At 36.3% G+C, this 21,545-nt stretch carries 22 protein-coding genes; 18 read left to right on the top strand and 4 right to left on the bottom strand.

Annotated features, from left to right (window positions below; translation table 11 throughout):
- Positions 1-14 precede the first annotated feature (14 nt).
- The 4 genes from JOE44_RS21505 to proC all read left to right on the top strand — a co-directional run bounded on the left by JOE44_RS21505 (position 15) and on the right by proC (position 3,897).
- Positions 15-1,220, top strand: a complete 1,206-nt coding sequence (locus JOE44_RS21505) for a pyridoxal phosphate-dependent aminotransferase (RefSeq protein WP_105701883.1) — start codon at positions 15-17, stop codon at positions 1,218-1,220.
- 10 nt (positions 1,221-1,230) lie between these two features.
- Positions 1,231-1,716, top strand: coding sequence for a hypothetical protein (locus tag JOE44_RS21500; RefSeq protein ID WP_209787407.1), 486 nt, complete (start codon positions 1,231-1,233; stop codon positions 1,714-1,716).
- 3 nt (positions 1,717-1,719) lie between these two features.
- Positions 1,720-2,733, top strand: a complete 1,014-nt coding sequence (gene murB, locus JOE44_RS21495) for a UDP-N-acetylmuramate dehydrogenase (RefSeq protein ID WP_209787405.1) — start codon at positions 1,720-1,722, stop codon at positions 2,731-2,733.
- Between the two features lie 360 nt (positions 2,734-3,093).
- Positions 3,094-3,897 carry a pyrroline-5-carboxylate reductase gene (gene proC, locus JOE44_RS21490; protein WP_209787403.1) on the top strand — a complete coding sequence of 268 codons (804 nt, stop codon included), beginning with the start codon at positions 3,094-3,096 and terminating at the stop codon, positions 3,895-3,897.
- On the opposite strand, the gene JOE44_RS25200 is transcribed toward proC, so the two are convergent.
- Together JOE44_RS25200 and JOE44_RS25195 are read right to left on the bottom strand one after the other, a co-directional pair.
- Positions 3,887-4,042, bottom strand: coding sequence for a VanZ family protein (locus JOE44_RS25200; RefSeq protein WP_245169839.1), 156 nt, complete (start codon positions 4,040-4,042; stop codon positions 3,887-3,889). The two genes, proC and JOE44_RS25200, sit on opposite strands and share 11 nt — an antisense overlap.
- A gap of 8 nt (positions 4,043-4,050) precedes the next feature.
- Complete coding sequence (locus JOE44_RS25195) at positions 4,051-4,299, bottom strand: hypothetical protein (protein ID WP_245169838.1); 249 nt, start codon at positions 4,297-4,299, stop codon at positions 4,051-4,053.
- Positions 4,300-4,355: 56 nt separating this feature from the next.
- Here JOE44_RS25195 and lnt point away from each other — a divergent pair, with 56 nt between their 5' ends.
- Together lnt and JOE44_RS21475 are read left to right on the top strand one after the other, a co-directional pair.
- Positions 4,356-5,990 (top strand): apolipoprotein N-acyltransferase, encoded by a 1,635-nt coding sequence (lnt, locus tag JOE44_RS21480; RefSeq protein ID WP_209787402.1) that lies wholly within the window; start codon positions 4,356-4,358, stop codon positions 5,988-5,990.
- Between the two features lie 146 nt (positions 5,991-6,136).
- Entirely contained in the window at positions 6,137-7,243 is a 1,107-nt protein-coding gene (locus tag JOE44_RS21475) for a hypothetical protein (RefSeq protein ID WP_209787400.1), read from the top strand.
- Between the two features lie 62 nt (positions 7,244-7,305).
- Here JOE44_RS21475 and JOE44_RS21470 read toward each other — a convergent pair whose 3' ends face one another.
- Complete coding sequence (locus JOE44_RS21470; protein WP_245169837.1) at positions 7,306-9,015, bottom strand: T9SS type A sorting domain-containing protein; 1,710 nt, start codon at positions 9,013-9,015, stop codon at positions 7,306-7,308.
- A 243-nt stretch (positions 9,016-9,258) separates the two neighbouring features.
- On the opposite strand from JOE44_RS21470, the gene rpmB reads away from it, so the two are divergent.
- The 7 genes from rpmB (at position 9,259) to JOE44_RS21435 (ending at position 12,804) form a co-directional block, all read left to right on the top strand.
- The gene (gene rpmB, locus JOE44_RS21465) at positions 9,259-9,501 is read left to right on the top strand and encodes a 50S ribosomal protein L28 (RefSeq protein ID WP_002976757.1); all 243 of its coding nucleotides are present in this window, start codon (positions 9,259-9,261) and stop codon (positions 9,499-9,501) included.
- A 6-nt stretch (positions 9,502-9,507) separates the two neighbouring features.
- Positions 9,508-9,690, top strand: a complete 183-nt coding sequence (gene rpmG, locus JOE44_RS21460; protein ID WP_027373683.1) for a 50S ribosomal protein L33 — start codon at positions 9,508-9,510, stop codon at positions 9,688-9,690.
- Positions 9,691-9,710: 20 nt separating this feature from the next.
- Positions 9,711-9,860, top strand: coding sequence for a DUF4295 family protein (locus JOE44_RS21455; protein WP_065722020.1), 150 nt, complete (start codon positions 9,711-9,713; stop codon positions 9,858-9,860).
- 84 nt (positions 9,861-9,944) lie between these two features.
- A complete protein-coding gene (locus tag JOE44_RS21450; protein ID WP_209787398.1) occupies positions 9,945-10,892 on the top strand; it encodes an MBL fold metallo-hydrolase in 948 nt (315 codons plus the stop codon).
- Positions 10,893-11,034: 142 nt separating this feature from the next.
- Positions 11,035-11,502, top strand: coding sequence for a RidA family protein (locus JOE44_RS21445; protein WP_209787396.1), 468 nt, complete (start codon positions 11,035-11,037; stop codon positions 11,500-11,502).
- Between the two features lie 15 nt (positions 11,503-11,517).
- Positions 11,518-12,471 carry a signal recognition particle-docking protein FtsY gene (gene ftsY / locus JOE44_RS21440; RefSeq protein ID WP_149833468.1) on the top strand — a complete coding sequence of 318 codons (954 nt, stop codon included), beginning with the start codon at positions 11,518-11,520 and terminating at the stop codon, positions 12,469-12,471.
- 72 nt (positions 12,472-12,543) lie between these two features.
- Positions 12,544-12,804: a GlsB/YeaQ/YmgE family stress response membrane protein gene (locus JOE44_RS21435; protein ID WP_050019846.1), complete on the top strand. Its 261-nt coding sequence runs from the start codon at positions 12,544-12,546 to the stop codon at positions 12,802-12,804.
- A gap of 79 nt (positions 12,805-12,883) precedes the next feature.
- Here the strand turns inward: JOE44_RS21435 and sppA are convergent, their stop codons facing one another.
- The gene (sppA, locus tag JOE44_RS21430; RefSeq protein ID WP_209787394.1) at positions 12,884-14,641 is read right to left on the bottom strand and encodes a signal peptide peptidase SppA; all 1,758 of its coding nucleotides are present in this window, start codon (positions 14,639-14,641) and stop codon (positions 12,884-12,886) included.
- 20 nt (positions 14,642-14,661) lie between these two features.
- Between sppA and folK the strand changes: the two genes are divergently transcribed.
- The 5 genes from folK to JOE44_RS21405 all read left to right on the top strand — a co-directional run bounded on the left by folK (position 14,662) and on the right by JOE44_RS21405 (position 21,427).
- Positions 14,662-15,078 carry a 2-amino-4-hydroxy-6-hydroxymethyldihydropteridine diphosphokinase gene (folK, locus tag JOE44_RS21425; RefSeq protein ID WP_209787391.1) on the top strand — a complete coding sequence of 139 codons (417 nt, stop codon included), beginning with the start codon at positions 14,662-14,664 and terminating at the stop codon, positions 15,076-15,078.
- 17 nt (positions 15,079-15,095) lie between these two features.
- Complete coding sequence (locus JOE44_RS21420; RefSeq protein WP_105681396.1) at positions 15,096-16,211, top strand: flagellar motor protein MotB; 1,116 nt, start codon at positions 15,096-15,098, stop codon at positions 16,209-16,211.
- A gap of 52 nt (positions 16,212-16,263) precedes the next feature.
- On the top strand, positions 16,264-17,790 hold the full coding sequence (locus JOE44_RS21415; protein ID WP_209787389.1) for an OmpA family protein: 1,527 nt from the start codon (positions 16,264-16,266) through the stop codon (positions 17,788-17,790).
- A 212-nt stretch (positions 17,791-18,002) separates the two neighbouring features.
- Positions 18,003-19,442, top strand: a complete 1,440-nt coding sequence (locus JOE44_RS21410; RefSeq protein ID WP_209787387.1) for an OmpA family protein — start codon at positions 18,003-18,005, stop codon at positions 19,440-19,442.
- A 77-nt stretch (positions 19,443-19,519) separates the two neighbouring features.
- Positions 19,520-21,427, top strand: coding sequence for an ATP-dependent DNA helicase RecQ (locus tag JOE44_RS21405; protein WP_209787385.1), 1,908 nt, complete (start codon positions 19,520-19,522; stop codon positions 21,425-21,427).
- Positions 21,428-21,545: the final 118 nt, after the last annotated feature.

The raw sequence follows: 21,545 nt of genomic DNA, 5'->3' as shown, positions 1-21,545 counted from the left end.
AAATTTTTTGAACAATGCCGAATATTTCAAACAGAGCACTGCATATGCCGCCATCGCCGGTAAGAAAACTGGTTCCCTTTGCGTTACAAGCAAAACAGAAAGGAATAAAAGTATATCACCTTAATATCGGACAGCCTGATATTGAAACTCCGGAAACAGCGTTAAATGCTTTAAAAAACATCGATTTAAAAGTATTGGAATATGCGCTTTCTGAAGGAAATATTGAATACAGAAAAGCCCTTACAGAATACTACCATTCATTAGGTTTCTCAGATCTTACCCCGGACAACTTTATTGTTACCAATGGAGGTTCTGAAGCCCTGAACTTTGCTATCTCTACTCTATGTGATGAAGGGGATGAAGTGATTATTCCTGAGCCTTACTATGCCAACTACAACGGTTTCACCAGTACATTTGATGTGAATGTAGTAGCAGTACCTTCTACAATTGACACAGGTTTTGCTTTGCCTCCTGTTGAGGAATTTGAGAAAAAAATTACAGAAAAAACAAGAGCAATCATTATCTGTAACCCTGGAAACCCTACCGGATATCTTTATACGCGTGAGGAGCTTCAGAAACTTGCAGAAATTGCTTTGAAATACGACATTGTAATCATCTCTGATGAAGTATACAGAGAATATGTATATGACGGAAAGCAGCAGATTTCCATGCTTGATTTCCCTGAATTAGCGGAAAACTGTATCATCATTGATTCAGAATCCAAGCGTTACTCTATGTGTGGAGTAAGAATCGGATGTATGGTGACTCGCTCCAACAAAATCCGTAATGCAGCCATGCTTTTTGCACAGGCAAGATTAAGCCCGGTTCTTTTGGGACAGATTGCAGCAACAGCAGCACACCAGAACGATGGCCCTTATATCAGAGCAGTAAGAGAAGAATATACCCACAGAAGAAATGTATTGGTAGATCTTTTAAATGCTATTCCTGGAGTTATCTGCCCTAAACCAAGAGGTGCTTTCTACTGTGTTGCAGAGCTTCCGGTAGATGATACTGAAAAATTTGCTCAGTGGCTGCTTGAAAAATACGCTCTTAATAACGAAACCATCATGGTTGCCCCTGCAGGAGGGTTCTACAGCAATCCTGAATTAGGTAAGAAACAGGTGAGAATTGCCTATGTTCTGAAAGAAGAAGATTTAAAAAGAAGTGCTGAAATTCTTAAAGAAGCTTTAAAGAAGTACAGAGAAGAATTCAGTCTGTAAAATATATACTATGCCGACAACAAAAAAACTCCATCTGAAAATTCTGTTTTCGATTCTTTTGCTGTCGGCATTTTTTTCATGTGATTCCAAAAAGACTGAACAGTCGGCACCCCACAGAAATCCACACGAAATTACATTCATCAGTGTATCTGATATTGGGGGAAACCTTGGAAATTACAGAATTATCAAAGCCACAAAAGATTCTATTTTTGCAGAAAAAGGGATAACGGCCCAACAAAGCCATCAGGCATGGGCATCTGCCATCAATCCCGAAGTCTGGAAAAAGCTTGTATCATCAGTCCATATTGTAGATCTTGATCATATAAAAAGTTCTCCCAGCCAACAGTCTGTAGACGGAATAGATGAAACATTCCAGATCCGGACTCCGAAAAAATCCCATATTTATGTAAATGCCTACGCAGATACTTTACATTACAAACAGCTACAGCAACTTAAAGAACAACTAGACAAGATTCTTCCCAAAGAATACAAATAAAACATGCAGGAAAATTTTTCATTAAAACCTTATAACACATTCGGTGTTGAAGCCAAAGCCCATTATTTTACTGAAGTCAGTACTATTGATGAATTAAAAGAGGCACTCATTTTCTCGAAGATGAATTCCCTTCAGCTTCTCTTTTTGGGAGGCGGGAGCAATATTCTTCTTACCAAAGATTTTGACGGTCTTGCTATCCAACTGAATTTAAAAGGAATTTCCGAAGAACACATCAGTGAAAATGAAGTATTAGTAACCGCAAAAGCAGGTGAAAACTGGCATGAATTTGTGATGTACTGCCTGCAAAAAAATTATGGAGGACTTGAAAACCTGTCTTTAATTCCGGGAAATGTGGGAACTTCTCCTATGCAGAATATTGGGGCTTACGGAACAGAGATCAAAGACGTTTTTGTAAGCTGTGAGGCATTGGATCTGGAAAATCTTGAACTGAGAACCTTCAGTCTTGAACAATGCAGATTCGGATACAGAGATTCTGTTTTCAAGCAGGAAGGAAAACGCAGATATGTTATTCTTGGAGTCACTTTTAAGCTTACCCAAAAAGAACATCGTATCAAAACCGAATATGGAGCCATCCAATCCGAACTGGAAAATCTTGGCATTAAAAACCCTACGATTCAGGATGTTTCCAAAGCGGTAATCCATATCAGACAAAGCAAACTGCCGGATCCTAAGAAAATTGGAAATGCCGGAAGTTTTTTCAAGAACCCGACAATTCCTTTGGCTCAGTTTGAAGCATTAAGACAGCAGTTTGAAAATATTCAGGGCTATCCCAATGGAAACATGGTAAAAGTACCCGCAGGATGGTTAATTGAGCAATGCGGATGGAAAGGAAAGCAGATCGGAAATGCAGCTTCCCACCAACTTCAATCATTGGTGATCATCAACGCTACAGGAAAGGCTACCGGAAAGGAAATTTTTGATTTTTCTACAGAGATCATCAATTCTGTGAAAGAAAAGTTTGGAATAGAGCTTGAACGGGAAGTGAATATTATTTAATCTAAAAAATATAAAGGCTGATTCATATGAATTCAGTCTTTTTTTATTTCTTATTATCTTTAAGTATTGGATAAACGCAAAGTCGCAAGGATCTTTTATTTTCTTTGTTATTATTTTAAGGCGCAAGGATTTAATCTTCGATAAAATTTAATACTGTTCGATCTTTGTGCTACAAAAGGATTAACCTTATCTTATTTCATTCTCATCCTTGCTGAAAATCTCCGATTTTCTCGCGCCTTAAAACAGCATATTATTCAAAACCTTTGCATCTTTGCGTTTTCCAATAAAAAATTAATTCAGAATCAATTCATATCCAGTCTCCGGAAAATCATTATTTTAGCTTAAAAATTACAATTCGTGATGAAAATAGCTATTCTTGGAGCCGGAAATATGGGACTTTCTTTTTCAAAATCTTTTTTGAAATACGAACTGATCAAACCTGAACACCTTCATCTTATTATCAGAAATCAGGAAAAAATCTCCAAAATAGCTGAAGAATTTCCCCATTCTAAAATTTCTACGTTTGAAGAAATTCAGGAACTCGATGCTGATTTAATCATTATTGCCGTAAAGCCTCAGGATTTTCATGCCGTTGCTCAAAATATTCAATTTACCTTCAAAGAAAACCAGATGGTTCTCTCCATTATGGCAGGGATTAATATTGAAAAAATTCAGAAATCACTGAATCATCCATTAGTGGTAAGAGCAATGCCGAACTCTCCTACCCTTTTGGGAATGGGAATTACAGGCTATACAGCGGCCAACGGAATCTCTTTCAGTCAATTAATCAGTATAGAAAGATTATTGAACAGTACCGGAAGATCGGTTTATCTTGAGGATGAAGAACTTCTGGATGGTGTTACCGCTCTTTCAGGAAGTGGTCCTGCTTATTTTTATTATATCATCGATGCCATGATTAAAGCAGGGGTTGAAATGGGAATTGAAGAAAACCTTTCCAAACTTTTTGTAAAACAAACCATGCTGGGAGCGTATCACCTGATTAATAATTCTGACAAAAATCTTGAAGAACTGATTAAAGACGTTGCTTCTAAAGGCGGAACTACTGAAGCTGCTTTAAAAACGTTTGAAGAAAACAGTTTCAAAGAAATTCTGAAACAGGGAATTCTGAATGCCGAAAAGCGTGCGAAGGAACTTAATAATTAAATCTTTTATCAATAGCGCTGCATAATATCCATCCCAGATACACTCCAAAAGTATTCAGGATAATATCATCTACTTCAAATATGCCCATTCTTGTAAAGTACTGAAGTGCTTCTACAATTAAGATACATGAGATAAAGCCAAACATCAATGGCTTTAATTTTTCAGCTCGGGAATCATCCAGCCCAGAAATCCAAAAGGAATAAACATAATAATATTGCCCAAAACAATCGTCACAATATCTACCGTCTTGTGTGGACCCTGAATAAATTTTACCGTAGAAAAAACAGGTTCTACCGTGATAAGATTTTCCTCGTACTGAAATCTGCCCATTCCTAAAAACATCAGATAGAGCAAAAGCAGACTATAGGGAACAATAATGATTTTATATATTTTCTTTAACATTGAACTGCTAATATATTCATTTCAAAAACATTAAATTTGTGTATTAAAATAATTTAATGAAATACGTTCTACTTACACTTATTTCAGCAATGCTGCTGTCGGTTTCATGGCCAACTTATGGAGTTCCGTTTTTTATATTTTTTGCCCTTGTTCCTCTTCTGATGATGGAACATGGGATTTCAAAATTCTCAGATTACAAAAGGAAAAGCTGGGTCGTCTTCGGATTATCTTACTTATGCTTTGTGATCTGGAATTTAGTCACTACAGGATGGCTGTATGGCTCAAAAAACCCTGATGGAAGCCACTCTATGATGGCTGTATTATTCCCGGTACTGGTAAATTCCCTTTTATATTCTTTGGTATTCCAATGTTATCACTGGTACAAAAATGCTCAGGGAACCTATTGGGGATTAGGATTTTTAATTGCCATCTGGATGAGCTTTGAGAAGTTTCATTTGGGATGGGAACTGACATGGCCATGGCTGAATCTGGGGAATGTATTTTCAGACTACCCAAAGCTGATCCAATGGTATGACACGTTGGGTGCTACAGGGGGAAGCTTCTGGATTCTTTTGGTTAATGTTTTAATATTCTATACGGTAAGAACCTGGGAAGCCGGAAGAAAAAGAAAAGATCTGATTAAAAATTCTGCTATCGTAGGGGCTTTAATTATCTTACCGATGATTATTTCAGTGATCAAATACAATAGTTTTGATGAAAAGCCTATCGGGCAGGTAAGCGTTCTGATGCTCCAGCCGGATCTTGATCCTTATGCTGAAAAATATTCGAAAGACAGTCTGACGATAGAACAGGATTTATTGGCTCTTGCTGAAAAAAACTCAACAGGTAAGATTGATTACTATATTGCTCCCGAAACAGCGCTTCCTGGCAGAGGATCTATTTCTGAAACAGCGTTTGAAAAGAGTTTACTTTTAAATAATATCAAAGGATTTTTATCCAATCATCCGGGATCTGTTTTTGCTACAGGAATTTCTTCCCACCGTTTTTTTTATAATCCGGTTGATTTACCTAAAGAAGCCTATCAGATCAACAGCGGTGTTTGGGTAAGCAGCTATAATACGGCGATTCAATTGGTTCCTAACCAAAAAGTTCAGGTTTATCACAAGGGAAAACTGGTGCCGGGTGTAGAAATATTCCCTTATATGAATGTTTTAAAACCATTGTTGGGAGATGCCATGCTGAACCTTGGCGGTACCGTAGCCTCTTTGGGGACAGATAAAGAAAGAGTTGCCTTTTCAAACCCTTACAATAAAGGGAAACTGGCACCAATTATCTGCTATGAAAGCATTTACGGGGAGTTTGTAACAGACTATGTAAAAAAAGGAGCTAATTTCTTAGGCATTATGACCAACGATTCCTGGTGGGGCGTTACAGAGGGACACAAACAACTTCTATCTTACGCGAAATTAAGAGCTATCGAAACCAGAAGAGAAATTGCCCGTGCGGCCAACAGTGGGATTTCAGCACATATCAATGCTAAAGGAGAGATCACCGCAGATACTTTCTATGGTGACCAAACAGCCTTATTCGCAAAGGTAAATCTTTATGATACCATGACATTCTATACCAGAGCCGGAGATATTCTTTCAAGATTTTCCCTATTTGCATTAGGATTTTTATTGTTCTATTACCTGATTGAATGGTTTAAAAAGAAAACAAAGAAAGCGTAGTTCCCAAAGGTTAATTGATTTTAATAGATAGAAAAGTGAAAAAAAAATTATTCAGATACAGATATTCTGTCATTTTCCTACTATATTGCATTACAGCATACTATCTAAGTAGGAATGCCGATCTTGTATTTGAATGGAAGATAATCATGGAAGATTTTTCCGTTTATCATGATTATTATTATCTGGGTAAACCTTCGGCTTATATGCCACCTTTATATCCTTATTATTTACTTTTAGTAGAAAGTATTGTCAAAACACCGAATTGGGTAATGATTTCATGTGTTCTGCAGGCTGTCATTTTATTTTTCTCTGTTTTATTACTTGTTGTGTCTTTTGAAGAAAATGCGATAAAAAAAAACAGCTACTTCTTTGCTTTTGGGTGTATTATTTTTTTTCCGCCTATTCTTTTAGGCGCTACAAAAATCAGTTCATTTGCTCTTACATTATCTGTATTCAGCATTTTCTTTGCACTGGTATTGAAATTATCACAGAAGGTCACTGTAAAAAATGTAATATTAATTTCAATATTTTCAATAGCCGGGCTATACCTCCGATTTGAATTTCTGTTTTTAATGATCATCTCAGCAATTATATTGATTGGATATAAAAAAATAAAATATTACAACCTTGCACTGGTGTTCACATTTATTTTCATTACATATCTTCCATGGTGTATAAGGAACTATGAAAAAACAGGAGTATTCCATTATTCAACTTCTCTCAATTATAATTTTGCAAAGGGCAATAATGAAAAATATGATATTTTCTCAAGTGAAAACCTGCCGTATGATCCTGCAAAAAAAATATTATTAACCGATGAATATCTCCGTCAGAATTTTACAGATGAAAAACAAATAGATCAATATCTGAAACAGCTTAATAAAAATTTTATTTCGGAGCATCCGGAACTGTTTATTAAAAACAGTTTAAAAAAAATAGGAATTAACTTTTTAAATTATTATCCGGGAAATTATAATTTTTCAGGTATTTACATAATGTACCTCTATTCTATTATTTTAATGGTTTTTAGTTTGCTTTTTATTTACACGATCATTCAAAAGTTAAAATTAAGATTTTCATTTGATGCTGTATATACCGGAATCATTTTTATTTTTTATTTATTGTTTTATTCAGTAGCGCCATTACCAAGATATTTCCTGTTATATTTTCCTTTATTTTTTCTTTTTGTATTTCAGAACTTCAATGATAAACTCCACTCATATTTACTGAAAATCAAAAAAACAAACAGATAGAAAAAAGAAAAGCCAGCTGGACGCCTGGCTTTTCTCATTGATAGAAGATAGAATTGATTCAATTACTTAATCGTAAGTTTTCTGGTGGTTATTTCGTTTTTTATCTTCAGTTTTAATAAATATACTCCTTTAGGTAAATGAGAAACATCAATAGACTGATCTCCGTTTACCTTAATATTCAGTTTTCTTCCGTCCATCGAATACATTTCGGCTTCTGAAACTTTTTCGCCTTTGATATACACTTTATCTGATACCGGATTAGGATAGATAACAAGTTGCTTTTCAGGTTTGATGTCCGCTGTTCCCAGCACACTTTGAGGAGAAGCATCAGAATACACTTTTGAAGCATCAATAGATTTTACACTCCAGTATATATTCTGAATGGACGGATCAAGATCCAGAAACCATGATGGTGTGGTTACTACATACTTAGCAATATCATGAGCTCCCTGTGTAGATCCTACGGTAATTTCATAACGTAAGGCATTCACCGGAGTTTTATCATCCGATGCACCACTCCAGGTAAAATTGAACCTGTTTCCATTTTTCGTCATATTCAGCTGAGTAGGTGCTGCAGGTTTTGCATTGGCCGCTGTAGCATTATTTTTAAATACTTTCGTTAGTGAAGGCAGATCAGAAGCAGCCCAGTCGAATCCACCCAGTAAGATATCCAGATGATGATCGTTATTAAAATCAAAAAGTTGAACCATCCCCGGACCTCCCAGTTCATGGATGCCCGTTACGATTCCTTCATTAAATGTATTATTGGATGCATTATAGATATACGTTTTCACAACGGCATTATAGTTTTCATTCCCGGAAATGATAAAGTCGTAATACCCATCATTATTAAGATCACCAACACTTAATGCCACATCTGAAATATCACCTACCGCAATGGTCTGAGCATTCAGTGTACCGGTACCATCATTCATTAAAACGGCAAAATACCCATCATCATTGGCATCCCTTCCAATCACTACAATATCCTGGAAACCGTCTGCATTAAAGTCTGCAAAATCTATTTTCCCTACTGCTACGGGAGCAAGATCCTGGGTATGGGTCAGAACCCCTGCCTGATTCATGTATACTTTGGATACTGGATCCCCGTTGATATCCGATCCGATAATCACAAGATCCAGAAGATGATCATTATTAAGGTCTACCACTTTAAAACTTCCGCTCTGAGTTCCATCCACCCAGTTTTCCGTCAGAACAAAATCAGTCCCTGTATTTTTATAATAATCTAAACTATTTCCGAATCCTCCTCCATGGGCATATTGAGTTCCATTAATGGCATAATCAGGTTTCCCGTCATGGTTAAAATCAAAAACTTCCAGAGAACCATATATTTTACCGGGTAACTCTGCTTCTTTTACAAATCCTGTCCCGGTATTTTTGAATCGGTATTGTTTATAATTAACAACATCCCAATAGCTGAGTCCAGTAGAAACAATATCCATCAGCCCGTCATTATTATAATCAATGAACTTAATATCTCCCAGATGCGTCACATCTGCTCCTAATCCTGCAAACGGTAATAAAGTAGTCCCGTTATTCTGATATACTTCATTGTAGGTACTGTCTACATTTCCATCACCGTCAGAATCTATCGCACCATTGAGTACAATATCCAGCGTACCATTGTTGTCTATATCAGCAATATCAGCTGCTGAATAATAAAAATTATTCATGTTGGTCTGCACCTCAGTAAAGTTCTGGGCCATCAGACTGACAGGCAACATAGACCATAAAATATAAATCCTCTTCATAGTTGTTTTTATTTAGATTAATTAAAAACAAAGATAGAATATTAAATTCTTTGCTTAAAAAAAAGCCTGTATGAAATATATCAGCACTGATTAACTGCTGTATCCCAAGGATTCTACTATTTTAAAAATTCATGATTATTAATCAGTCACTTATTTGCAAATATTTTCTAAAAGATTTGTCTATCTAAAAAATTCTTCGTTATTTTGCACTCTCAAATATTATACAAATAAGAACATCGAGATATGTCAAGAATTTGCCAAATAACAGGAAAGCGTGCAATGGTTGGTAACAACGTTTCTCACGCTAATAACAAAACGAAGCGTCGTTTTGAAATTAACTTATTAGAGAAGAAGTTTTACCTTCCGGAGCAAGATAAGCACGTTACACTGAAAGTATCAGCTCATGGATTGAGAGTGATTAACAAGATTGGAATCGAGGAAGCTATTGAAAGAGCTACTAGAAACGGATTGATTAAAAAGAATTAATAAATCATGGCAAAAAAAGGAAATAGAGTTCAAGTAATCCTTGAATGTACAGAGCACAAAGAAAGTGGTATGCCAGGAATGTCTAGATACATTTCTACAAAAAATAAAAAGAACACTACAGAGAGATTGGAATTGAAAAAATACAATCCTGTTCTTAAGAGATCTACCCTTCACAAAGAAATTAAGTAATTTATAAATAATAACTTACCATGGCAAAGAAAGTAGTAGCAACCCTACAAACTGGGTCTAAAAAAATGACTAAAGTGGTGAAAATGGTTAAGTCTTCTAAATCAGGAGCTTACGTTTTCGAAGAAAAAGTAATGAATGCTGACGAAGTAGACGGTTATTTAAAGAAATAATCTGTACTTTGTTTACAATATAAAAAAACTACTCATATTTTGTGAGTAGTTTTTTTGTTATTTTTATGCTTAAAAAACATACAAATGAAATCGTTGTTTACGCTGCTTTTGGGCACCATTATTTTCTGTCCCATTTCGGCTCAAAGTATTAAAACAAATACAAATAAAGGGGTCGTCTTAACGGTCCTTGGAAATGTACAGGATGCAGGTTCACCACAGGCAGGCTGTAAGAAAAGCTGTTGTGCTGATCTTTGGAAACATCCCAGACAAGATCGGAAAATTATATCAATGGGAGTCATTGATTACGATCTGCAAAAAAATTATATTTTCGACAGCAGTCCTGATTTCAGTTCACAACTTCAATTATTACAGGAAAAATCCGGCACATTGGAAAAAACAGCTCCGGATGGAATTTTTATCACGCATGCCCACATCGGCCATTATACAGGTTTGATGTTTTTGGGAAGAGAAGGTATGAATTCTAAAAATGTTCCGGTGTATGCTATGCCGATATTTAAGAAGTATTTTGAGAATAACGGACCCTGGTCACAATTGGTTCATTTAAAAAACATTGAGATCCGGGAAATGAAAAATGAAGTGCCACTACAAATAAATCCTCATCTTCAGGTCACTCCTATTTTAGTGCCTCATCGGGATGAATACTCCGAAACAGTAGGATACTTAATTCAGGGGCCTCATAAGAAGGCTTTATTTATACCCGATATTGATAAGTGGAATACATGGAAGCACAGCATTACAGATTTCATCAAAAAGGTTGATTATGCATTTTTAGACGCCACATTTTATGACGCTGAAGAAGTAGGCTTCAGAGATATCTCAGAAATTCCCCATCCATTTGTAACGGAAAGTATGGAGCTTTTTAAAAACCTGCCGGTTCAGGAAAAAAAGAAAATCTACTTTATTCACTTCAATCACACCAACAAACTTTTAATTCAGGATAGCCAACAGAGCAAAACGGTTCTGGCCAATGGATTTAATATTGCAAGACTTGGAGATACGGTAGAACTATAATTTTAAATAAGAAAAAGATACACAATACAACGGGCTTAACATGGTGAGATAGTCTATATTTTATAGATAATGTAAAAAAAACACTCATTTTTTGGGTAGTTTTTTTGCTATCTTTGCTCACCAGATTATTAATCAGCAAAATATGAAAAAGATTCTTGTTCTGTTATGTACAGCAACTTTTCTATTTTCATTCAGTCAGAAAACAATGAACCCTGTAGAATATAAAAGTTCGCCGAAAGTTTTCAACATAAAAGGATTATCTCAGTCAGTAAGTATTGACTGTGGCAGTTCTAAAATGGTTTTATTATCCGGACAGGTGCCTCTGGATCTGGAAGGTAATCTTGTGGGGAATACTATTGAAGATCAGGCACAGCAGGTTTTCAAAAATATTGAAAACATCCTGAAAGAATATGGAGGCACAGGAAAAGATATTATCAAACTGGTAATCTACACCACGGATATCAAAAAAATAGCTGATTTCAGAAAAGTGAGGGATTTGTATGTCAATCTTCAAAATCCTCCTGTAAGCAGCCTTGTGGAAGTGAGAGGGCTTTTCAGAGATGATGTGCTTATAGAAGTAGAAGCCACAGCAGTGATTAAAAATAAATAAGAATAAACTAAAACTATGAGTTGGTTTAAAAATATTTTCAAAAAAGAAGAAAAAGAAACTTTAGACAAGGGATTGGAAAAATCCAGTCAGGGATTCTTTGAAAAAATGACGAAAGCCGTAGTCGGCAAAAGTAAAGTAGATGATGAGGTACTTGATGATCTTGAAGAAGTACTGATTGCTTCCGATGTAGGCGCCTCTACTACCATCAAAATCATAGGAAGAATTGAAGAACGTGTTGCCCGAGATAAATATGTAGGCGTTAACGAGCTTGACAAAATTCTTCGTGATGAGATTTCAGGACTATTGCTTGAAAATCCTCATGCAGGTACAGGAAATATCGATACTTCCAAAAAACCTTATGTCATCATGGTTGTAGGAGTGAATGGAGTGGGCAAAACAACGACTATAGGAAAACTGGCTCATCAGTTCAAATCAGAAGGTAAAAAGGTGGTTCTTGGTGCTGCTGATACCTTCAGAGCGGCTGCTGTAGACCAGCTTGTCATCTGGAGCGAAAGAGTGGGTGTTCCTATTGTAAAACAGGAAATGGGCTCTGATCCTGCTTCCGTAGCATTTGATACTGTACAAAGTGCAGTTGCACAGAATGCGGATGTAGTAATCATTGATACAGCAGGAAGACTTCACAATAAAATCAACCTGATGAACGAACTTTCCAAGATCAAAAGGGTAATGCAGAAAGTAATTCCTGATGCCCCTCATGAGATCCTGCTGGTACTTGACGGTTCTACAGGACAGAATGCTTTCGAACAGGCAAAACAGTTTACCGCTGCTACAGAAGTAAATGCATTAGCAGTAACCAAACTGGACGGAACAGCAAAAGGAGGTGTTGTAATCGGTATCTCCGATCAATTCCAAATTCCGGTTAAATATATTGGTGTAGGCGAAAAAATGCAGGATTTACAGCTTTTTAATGGTACGGAATTTGTAGACTCATTCTTCAAGAAAAGATGATTTATATCATGTTTTCCCTTATATTAGTAAACAAATCATTTTTAAATATTAACAATAAAAAAATTTGCAACTATGGGAATATTAACATGGATCTTATTTGGTCTTATTGCAGGTGCTATCGCTAAAATGATCATGCCGGGAACTCAGGGAGGAGGATGGCTTATCACTATTATCCTGGGAATTCTGGGAGCGTTTATAGGAGGAGCTATAGGAGTTTACATTCTACACTGGGGAGATGTCACTTCATTCTGGAATCCTAGAAGCTGGATTCTCTCAATTGGAGGCGCTTTAATTATCCTCTGGATTTACGGAATGGCAACAAAGAAAAGCTGATATTAACGCTGATAAAAAAATAAAATCCCGGATCTGAAATTTCAGGTCCGGGATTTTTGTATACAATATAAAATTTAGTTTAGTTGTTGATTCTAATCTGATAAGGCATTTCCATTTTCACCTCAGACTGTAGCTTTTTATCTGTGATCTGCTGCAATATTTCATAGTTGGACTTCCCTATTTTATTTTTAATGATTCTTGCAGAAACATCTTCCTCGTTCAGATCTTTGAAGATTTGCTCAAACGGTGACATTCTCTTAGGAAAAGCCTCTACATGGTAAGATTTTAATCCTGCTTTCTGTGCAGCAAACTTCACAGCATCTGTCAAAGTACCCAATTCGTCTACTAATCCTATTTCTTTAGCACGAACACCACTCCATACTCTACCGCCACCTACATTATCAATCTGTTCAAAAGTTTTCTTTCTGTTCTGAGTCACAAAATGGACAAATCTCTTATAGGTACCTTCTACGCTTCTTGTCATCATATTGACTCCGTAAGGGGTTACTCCGTTTAATCCTGAATAATACATAGAGTTGGCATTGGTAGAAACAATATCTGCACGGATTCCGTTTTTCGCCGCAATATCTTTATAATAAGGCATCACCCCGAACACTCCGATAGAACCGGTAAGTGTATTAGGCTCTGAATAAATTTTATCCGCTGCCATGGCTACATAATATCCTCCTGATGCTGCATAGTCACCAAAAGAAACAATCAGTGGCTTTTTCTTTTTCAGCTGCTGCAATTCAAATAAGATTTCATCTGAAGCATTAGCACTTCCTCCCGGAGAGTTGATTCTGAAAACAACCGCTTTAACTTTATCATCTTCCTGAAGTTTTTTGATATACTTTACATATTTTTCAGAATGAATATCATTGTATTCATCACCATTATTGATAGATCCGGAGGCATAAAGCACAGCTATTTTTTCACCTGATTGATCATCATCTGCATAAGAACTTATATAGCTTGCCAAGGAAACTTTATTAAGCTTTTCTTTATCTTTTACATTTAACTTCGTTTTAAGAAGATCTTCATATTCTGATTTCTGGATAAGTTTATCCGCAAGTTTATATTTTACGCCTTGTTCAGGAATCATTCCGTATAAGCTGTCCGTAATCGTTCTGAACTGAGCAGTATCAATCTTTCTTGAAGCAGCCATTTTATTGGAAGTGTTTTTCCAAAGATCATTCAAAAGAGTGCTTAGCTGTTCTTTATTTTCAGGAGAAATATCATTTCTTAAAAAAGGTTCTACTGCAGACTTAAATTTACCGTGACGGATCACTTCAATTCCTATTCCATATTTATCAGCAAAATCTTTGAAGAAAGTAACCTCCGTAGAAAGACCTTTTAATTCTATCATTCCTGCCGGGTGCAGATAATATTTATCAGCAACAGATCCTAAATAATAGGCCGACTGTGATACTCCGTTTCCATAAGCATATACAAACTTTCCGCTTTTCTTGAAATCTTCAATAGCATTTCTCAAATCATCAATTTGAGTAAGACCCGCAGATAAATAATCAGTTTCTATACTGATTCCTTTAATATTATCATCAGTTTTTGCTTTATTAATAGCCTCCAATGCATCATATATAAGGATACTTTTATTTTGGGCACCTAATCCGAACAATCCCATCTCTTCTTCAGTGGGACTATCGATTATATTTGTTTTTAAATTAATCGTAAGAACCGAATTCTTTTTCACCGCCACCGACTTATCATTTCCCATCGAACTGAACACAATCATCATAATGAAAAAGATGAAAAATAGAGAGCAAAGTATGATAATTGCTACTATATTTGCCAAAACATTTTTGAAGAAACTTCTCATAAATCAATCAATTTTACAATATGTCGCAGCATAAGGTCGTTTTGTTACTAGGAAGTAACTTAGGAGAGCAAAAAAAAAATGTAGAGCTTGCATTAAAGAAGATAAATGATGCCGGAAATAACATTTCACAAATCAGCGAATATTTAATGTCTGACCCCGTAGAGTTTGCCAGTTCCAATATTTTTTGTAATATTGCAGCAATAATATTCACATATCTTTCACCAATCCAACTGCTTGATTGTATTAAGAATATAGAAGTTGAGATGGGAAGAATTAATGATTCAAAAGTATCCGGAGGGTATACTGACAGGATAATAGACATTGATATCATTAAGTATAATGAGTTAAATTTTAAATCAGAAAGGTTAGAAATCCCTCATAAAAAACATCTTTTTGAAAGGGATTTTTCCAGAATATTATTGAAAGATTTTATTTAAAACATAAAACATATTGTATGAAATTAGGTTTATTATTATTGGCTACGTCATTGCCAATTGCAGCTTTCGCACAGAACAGCGGCACTACAGTAAACTCTTCCACAGAGTATCCTAATACATTCTCCTCAGGTTCCGCCAATGTACAACCCTTTGACAATAAAGCCAGACGCTTCAGAGACTGGTCTATTTCTGTCGGAGGAGGTCCTGCATTCATGGTACACTCTGATTTAAAATCTATCCGCAAGGATAAGACCAATTGGGGGTATAATGCTTATGTAAGCGTGGACAAACAAATCACACATGCATTCGCATTAAGCGTTATGTATATGAGAGGAGAAACGAAACAGACAGCCCAACTTCCCGGTGCTGCAGGTGTAAAATCAGGAGTAGCTACTGCAACAACACAATTTGACAACATCTCTTTATTAGGAGATATCAACTTCTCAAATTTATTCAGAAGAGTAGACAATCATTCTCCATACAGATGGGCTTTCCACGGATATATGGGTATTGGAGTTCAGGGATTCAGAACATCATTACATGACAATGACGAATTCAGATGGAGTACTACCCCAAGAAGAACCCCTTTATTCATTAAGCAAGACATTGATATCAACTCTATCTTCTATCAAGGAGGTCTGGGAATAAAATATAATGTTTCAAAACTTATTGATGTTGAAGCAAGAACCATGTACATTATCAGTGGTGATGATGAATTCGATGGTGGCGGATGGGCTGATCCTAATGATTATGATCCTTCCACTCCAGGTTCAAAATATAATATGCTAAATTCCAGAAGATCTGATAATGCCTGGACGGTAAGTTTAGGATTATCTTTCAAATTAGGAAAGCAAGAATCTCACCTGGCATGGCATGATCCGCTTCAGGAAGCTTATTATAGAACCAGCGTTCTTGAAAATGCAAGTACCGATCTTGTTGTTTGCGAAAAAGGAGATGCAGACAATGATGGAGTATGTGATGACTGGGACAGACAACTTGATACTCCTGCAGGAGCAAGAGTAGATGGTGCCGGAGTTGCTTTAGATATGGATCTGGATGGAGTTATTGACCTTTACGATAAATGCGTAACGGTACCAGGACCTGTTGAAAATAACGGATGCCCAATTAAATAATTAAAAAAACTTAAACTTCTTTTTTCTAAAAGAAATCAAATAATAATACACGATGAAATTAAGTTTAGCAATTGTTGCATTAGCTTTGGCAATTCCTTCTGCCACATATGCACAAGACTCAACTGCAGATACTAGTGGAAAATATCCAAATACATTTTCTTCAGGATCTGCCAATGTTACCCCATTTACCAGCCAATCCAAGAGATTTAATGATTGGTCTATCTCAGTAGGAGCAGGGGTTCCGCTTCTTCAGTCAGCAGATTTGACCTCTATCAAAAATGGTAATGGTAAAAACCTTTTTGGATATTCAGCTTATGTAAGTATTGATAAAGCGATTACCCATGCTTTTGGGATCAATTTACAATATGACAGAGGTGAAACCAGACAAGGATGGTTCAATACTAAAAATGCAGCACCAGATGCATCAGCAGTAGGAGCAAGAACTCAGTATGATGCAATCTCTATTTTAGGAGACATTAATTTTTCTAACCTATTAAGAAGAGTTGATAACCACTCTACTTACAGATGGGCACTTCATGGATATGCAGGTATCGGTACTATTGCCTACAGAGCATACCAGAAAGACGGAAATAATAAACAGAGATTGATGACTGAAATTAAGCCTTTCGAATTAGGTTCTATGTTCTTCCAGGCTGGTACAGGTCTGAAGTTCAAAGTGAACAGAAGAATCGATATTGAAGGGAGATTAATGTATGTTGTAACCGGTGATGATGAATTTGATGGTGGTGGTGATGCGTACAGCGCTATCAACAAGCGCTCTGAGCAGGTTTCTGACAACTTCTTCAATGCTACTTTAGGTCTTTCCTTCAAATTAGGTAAGCATGAATCCCATGTAATGTGGCATGACCCACTTCAGGAAATCTATTATAAACTTGATGTACTGGCTAATAAAAACCAGGATATCGAAGTTTGTAAAAAAGGAGATGCTGATAATGATGGGGTATGTGACGATTGGGACAGACAGCTTGATACTCCTGCAGGGGCAAGAGTGGATGGTGCCGGAGTTGCCCTTGATACTGACCTAGACGGGGTTATTGACCTTTACGATAAGTGTGTAACGGTTCCTGGACCTGTTGAAAACAACGGATGTCCTATCGTTAAAGACAATAAACAAACTGCTGTAGAAGTAGAGAAAACCCTTAAGGATATTTATTTCAACTTTAATAAAGCAACGATCAGACCTGAATCTAACGAAAAATTAGATCTGGCTGCTTCCATTATTAAAGAAAACGGAGGTAACTATCTGTTAACAGGACATACAGATATCAAAGGAAGTGCAGCGTACAACCTAAGACTCTCTAAAGAAAGAGCAGCTGCTGTAGTAGGAGCTCTGGAAAACAGAGGCATTAATGAAAATGTCTTGAAATCAAGAGGAGTAGGCTCTGCTGAAGCAACAATTCCTGCATCAGCTTCAGATGCTGAAAGAATGGCAGACAGAAAAGTTACTGTAAGATTTATAGAAAGTTCAGAATGGGATTCTATTAAAAAGAAAGACTATGAAGATGCTCCTGTAAAAAAAGCAGTAAAAAAAGTTCCTGCTAAGAAAAAGAAGAAATAAATTTTCAAATACTTTATAAACCGAAAAGAATTACTCTTTTCGGTTTATTTTTTTTCTACTACGAATTTTTTTACATACCTTTAACATTATTTTCAGGACAACTGTATGAAACATATTAAAAATCAACGAGTTTCTCCTGAAAAAAATTAACGCAATATCACTTTTTAGCGTAAAAAATCATTTAAAATAACTTAACTTAAAAAAATAACACTATGAAATTAAGTTTAGCAATTGTTGCATTAGCTTTGGCAATTCCTTCTGCCACGTATGCACAAGACTCAACGGCAGTTTCAAAAGGAGAGTATCCTAATACATTTTCTTCGGGATCTGCTAATGTTTCCCCATTCACCAATCAATCTAAAAGATTTAACGATTGGTCCATTTCTGCCGGGGTGGGTGTTCCACTTCTTCAGTCAGCGGATTTGACCTCTATCAAAAATGGTAATGGTAAAAACCTTTTTGGATATTCAGCTTATGTAAGTATTGATAAAGCGATTACCCATGCATTTGGGATCAATTTACAATATGACAAAGGTGAAACCAGACAAGGATGGTTCAATACTAAAAATGCAGCACCAGATGCATCAGCAGTAGGAGCAAGAACTCAGTATGACGCAATCTCTATTTTAGGAGACATTAATTTTTCTAACCTATTAAGAAGAGTTGATAACCACTCTCCTTACAGATGGGCGCTTCATGGATATGCAGGTATTGGTACTATTGCCTACAGAGCATACCAGAAAGACGGGAATAACAAACAGAGATTGATGACTGAGATTAAGCCTTTCCAATTAGGATCTTTATTCATGCAGGCTGGTACAGGTCTGAAGTTCAAAGTGAACAGAAGAATTGATATTGAAGGGAGATTAATGTATGTTGTAACCGGTGATGATGAGTTTGATGGTGGTGGTGATGCGTACAGCGCTATCAACAAGCGTTCTGAGCAGGTTTCTGACAACTTCTTTAATGCTACTTTAGGTCTTTCTGTAAAACTTGGAAAACACGAATCTCACTTAATGTGGCATGACCCACTTCAGGAAATCTATTATAAACTTGATGTACTGGCTAATAAAAACCAGGATATCGAAGTTTGTAAAAAAGGAGATGCTGATAACGATGGGGTATGTGACGATTGGGACAGACAGCTTGATACTCCTGCAGGGGCAAGAGTGGATGGTGCCGGAGTTGCACTTGATACTGACCTAGACGGAGTTATTGACCTTTACGATAAGTGTGTAACTGTTCCTGGACCTGTTGAAAACAACGGATGTCCGGTAGCAACAACAGGACCTGTAGTAGAAACAGAAACTAAATTGGAAGGGATTGAATTTGACTTAAATTCTGACAGAATTTTACCATCAAATACTCCAATTTTAAATAATGCGGTAAACTATATTAATTCTTCAACTGGTTCTTACAATGTAATCGGAGCTACCGATACAAGAGGTACTGACGCTTACAACCAAAAACTATCTGAAAGAAGAGCAAACAACGTTAAGAACTATCTGATCAAAAACGGTGTTCAAAATGGTAAACTACAGGCAGTAGGAAAAGGTGAAAAAGACCTTAAATACCCTGAATGTGAACCAGCAACGAAGTGCCCTGAATGGAAAAACAGAGCCAATAGAAGAGTATACTTCGAAGCTAAATAATAAACATATTGATATATCATATGAAAGTCACGCCCTGCGTGACTTTTTTTGTCTAATTCTTTCCTTATTTTTACACCATGATTTCTCCGCAGGATTTTCAAAAGCTAAAATATGATACTCTTAAGTATTTCTGGGGCTATACAGACTTCAGAGATTCTCAGGAAGAAATTATCAATGCTGTTATCAACGAAAAGGACACGCTGGTTCTGTTGCCTACAGGAGCAGGGAAATCTTTATGTTATCAATTGCCCGCCCTATTAAAAGAAGGAACATGCCTCGTAATTTCTCCTTTGCTGGCATTGATGAAAGATCAGGTTAATCAGCTCAAATCCCGTGGTATAGAAGCAGAATACCTTTCATCTGAACTGGATGAATATGATGCTGAAACTATTTATGACCGCTGCAAAGAAGGTCTTACAAAACTGCTCTATGTTTCTCCTGAAAGACTTACCAACACTCAGTTTATTCAAAACATGGGGGAAATTCAGTTATCCTTTATTGCCGTTGATGAAGCGCACTGTATTTCAGAATGGGGCCAGGATTTCAGACCTAGCTATCAGAATATAAAAGGATTCAGAAGTAATAACCCTGAGATTCCCTGTCTTGCTCTGACTGCAACTGCTACTCCCAAAGTACTGGAAGAAATTAAAAATAAACTGGAACTTAAAAAGCCTTTTGTTTTTCAAAAAAGTTTCAAAAGAGAGAATATCAAAATCTTTACCGATGAAGTATCTGATAAATTTCAGCGTGTTTTTGATATTTTAAAATACAGCAACGACTCCGGAATTGTCTATGTAAGAACCAGAAAAGAAGCTGAATTACTGGCAGAATTTCTGAAGAAAAATCAGCTGAAAAATGTGGATTATTTCCATGCAGGCTTAACTACTAAAGAAAAAAATGCAAGGCAGAATCTCTGGAACACCAGCGACAACCATGTCCTTATTTCTACCAATGCCTTTGGAATGGGTATTGACAAGGATAATGTACGATTTGTCATTCACTACTCTCCTGCTGCATCCATTGAAAATTATTATCAGGAAATCGGAAGAGCCGGAAGAGATGGAAAAGACAGTTTTGCCTTCATGCTCTGGAACAAACAGGAGCTCTTGAATTTTGATCAGATTTTAAAAAATCAAACCCCCAACAAAGCTGAGTTTTTGAAGATTGTTAGTTACCTCTACTCTATTTTTCAGGTAGCAGAGTTTGAACTTCCCGAAAAAACTTTTCAGTTGAATAGCCTTAGTATACAGAATTTTACCAGGCTTTCGAAAGCGAAAATCAATAATGTACTCAACTTTTTGCACAATCAGGAAATTGTTTACTACAATGATAATAAAAGTCTGTCTTCGCTTGAACTTTTTATCAAAGCCGACGAAATAGATCAGTTACCACAAAAAGATGCTCATTTTATAGAACTTCTTTTCCGCACCATATCCGGAATTACGACCCATAAAGTAATGTTCAGTGAACAACAGGTAAGCAATAAAATTAATGTCAGTGTCCCTTTGATCAAAGAACGGCTGAAGGAAATGCAGCAAAAGAATTATCTTGAATATATCGATGGAGCACTATCCAGTATCAAATTCCTTAAACCTCGCGATGAAAGAGCGGTAAACAGTGCTTACTGGAAGTTATTTGAGCATATTCAGAGAAACAAAATCCAGAAATGGGAAGAGATGAAATTTTACGTAGAAAACAACGACTACTGTAAAATAAAACTAATTCTAGCCTATTTTGGTGAAAAGAATTCAAAAAACTGCGGCCAGTGTTCTGTCTGTGAAAAGAACAAACAATCCATTTTTGGAAAAAATATTTCCCAGCAGATTATCAATGTATTGGCCAAAAAATCGGCAACCATTGAAGAACTTTCTATACAGCTGAGTTATCACTCTAAAGAAAATATATTAGAAAATCTGATTTTTCTTTTAGATTCCGGAAAGGTAAGAATGCTGAATTTCAGAACGTATGCGCTTAATCATGAGTAATGAGTAATGAATAGTAAATGTATTGTGGTAAAATCCTGATGAACTTATCCTATCTCTAAAACTCTCCTGCCCTCAAACTTAAACACTTTCCGACTCTCAGATCAAAAACTTATCTTTG

The organism is Chryseobacterium sp. PvR013 (genome assembly GCF_017833095.1).
In the GTDB taxonomy this organism is placed as follows: Bacteria; Bacteroidota; Bacteroidia; order Flavobacteriales; family Weeksellaceae; genus Chryseobacterium; species Chryseobacterium culicis_A.
Note: the sequence above shows the minus strand (reverse complement) of the source record. Positions and strands in the feature narration are given on the sequence as shown.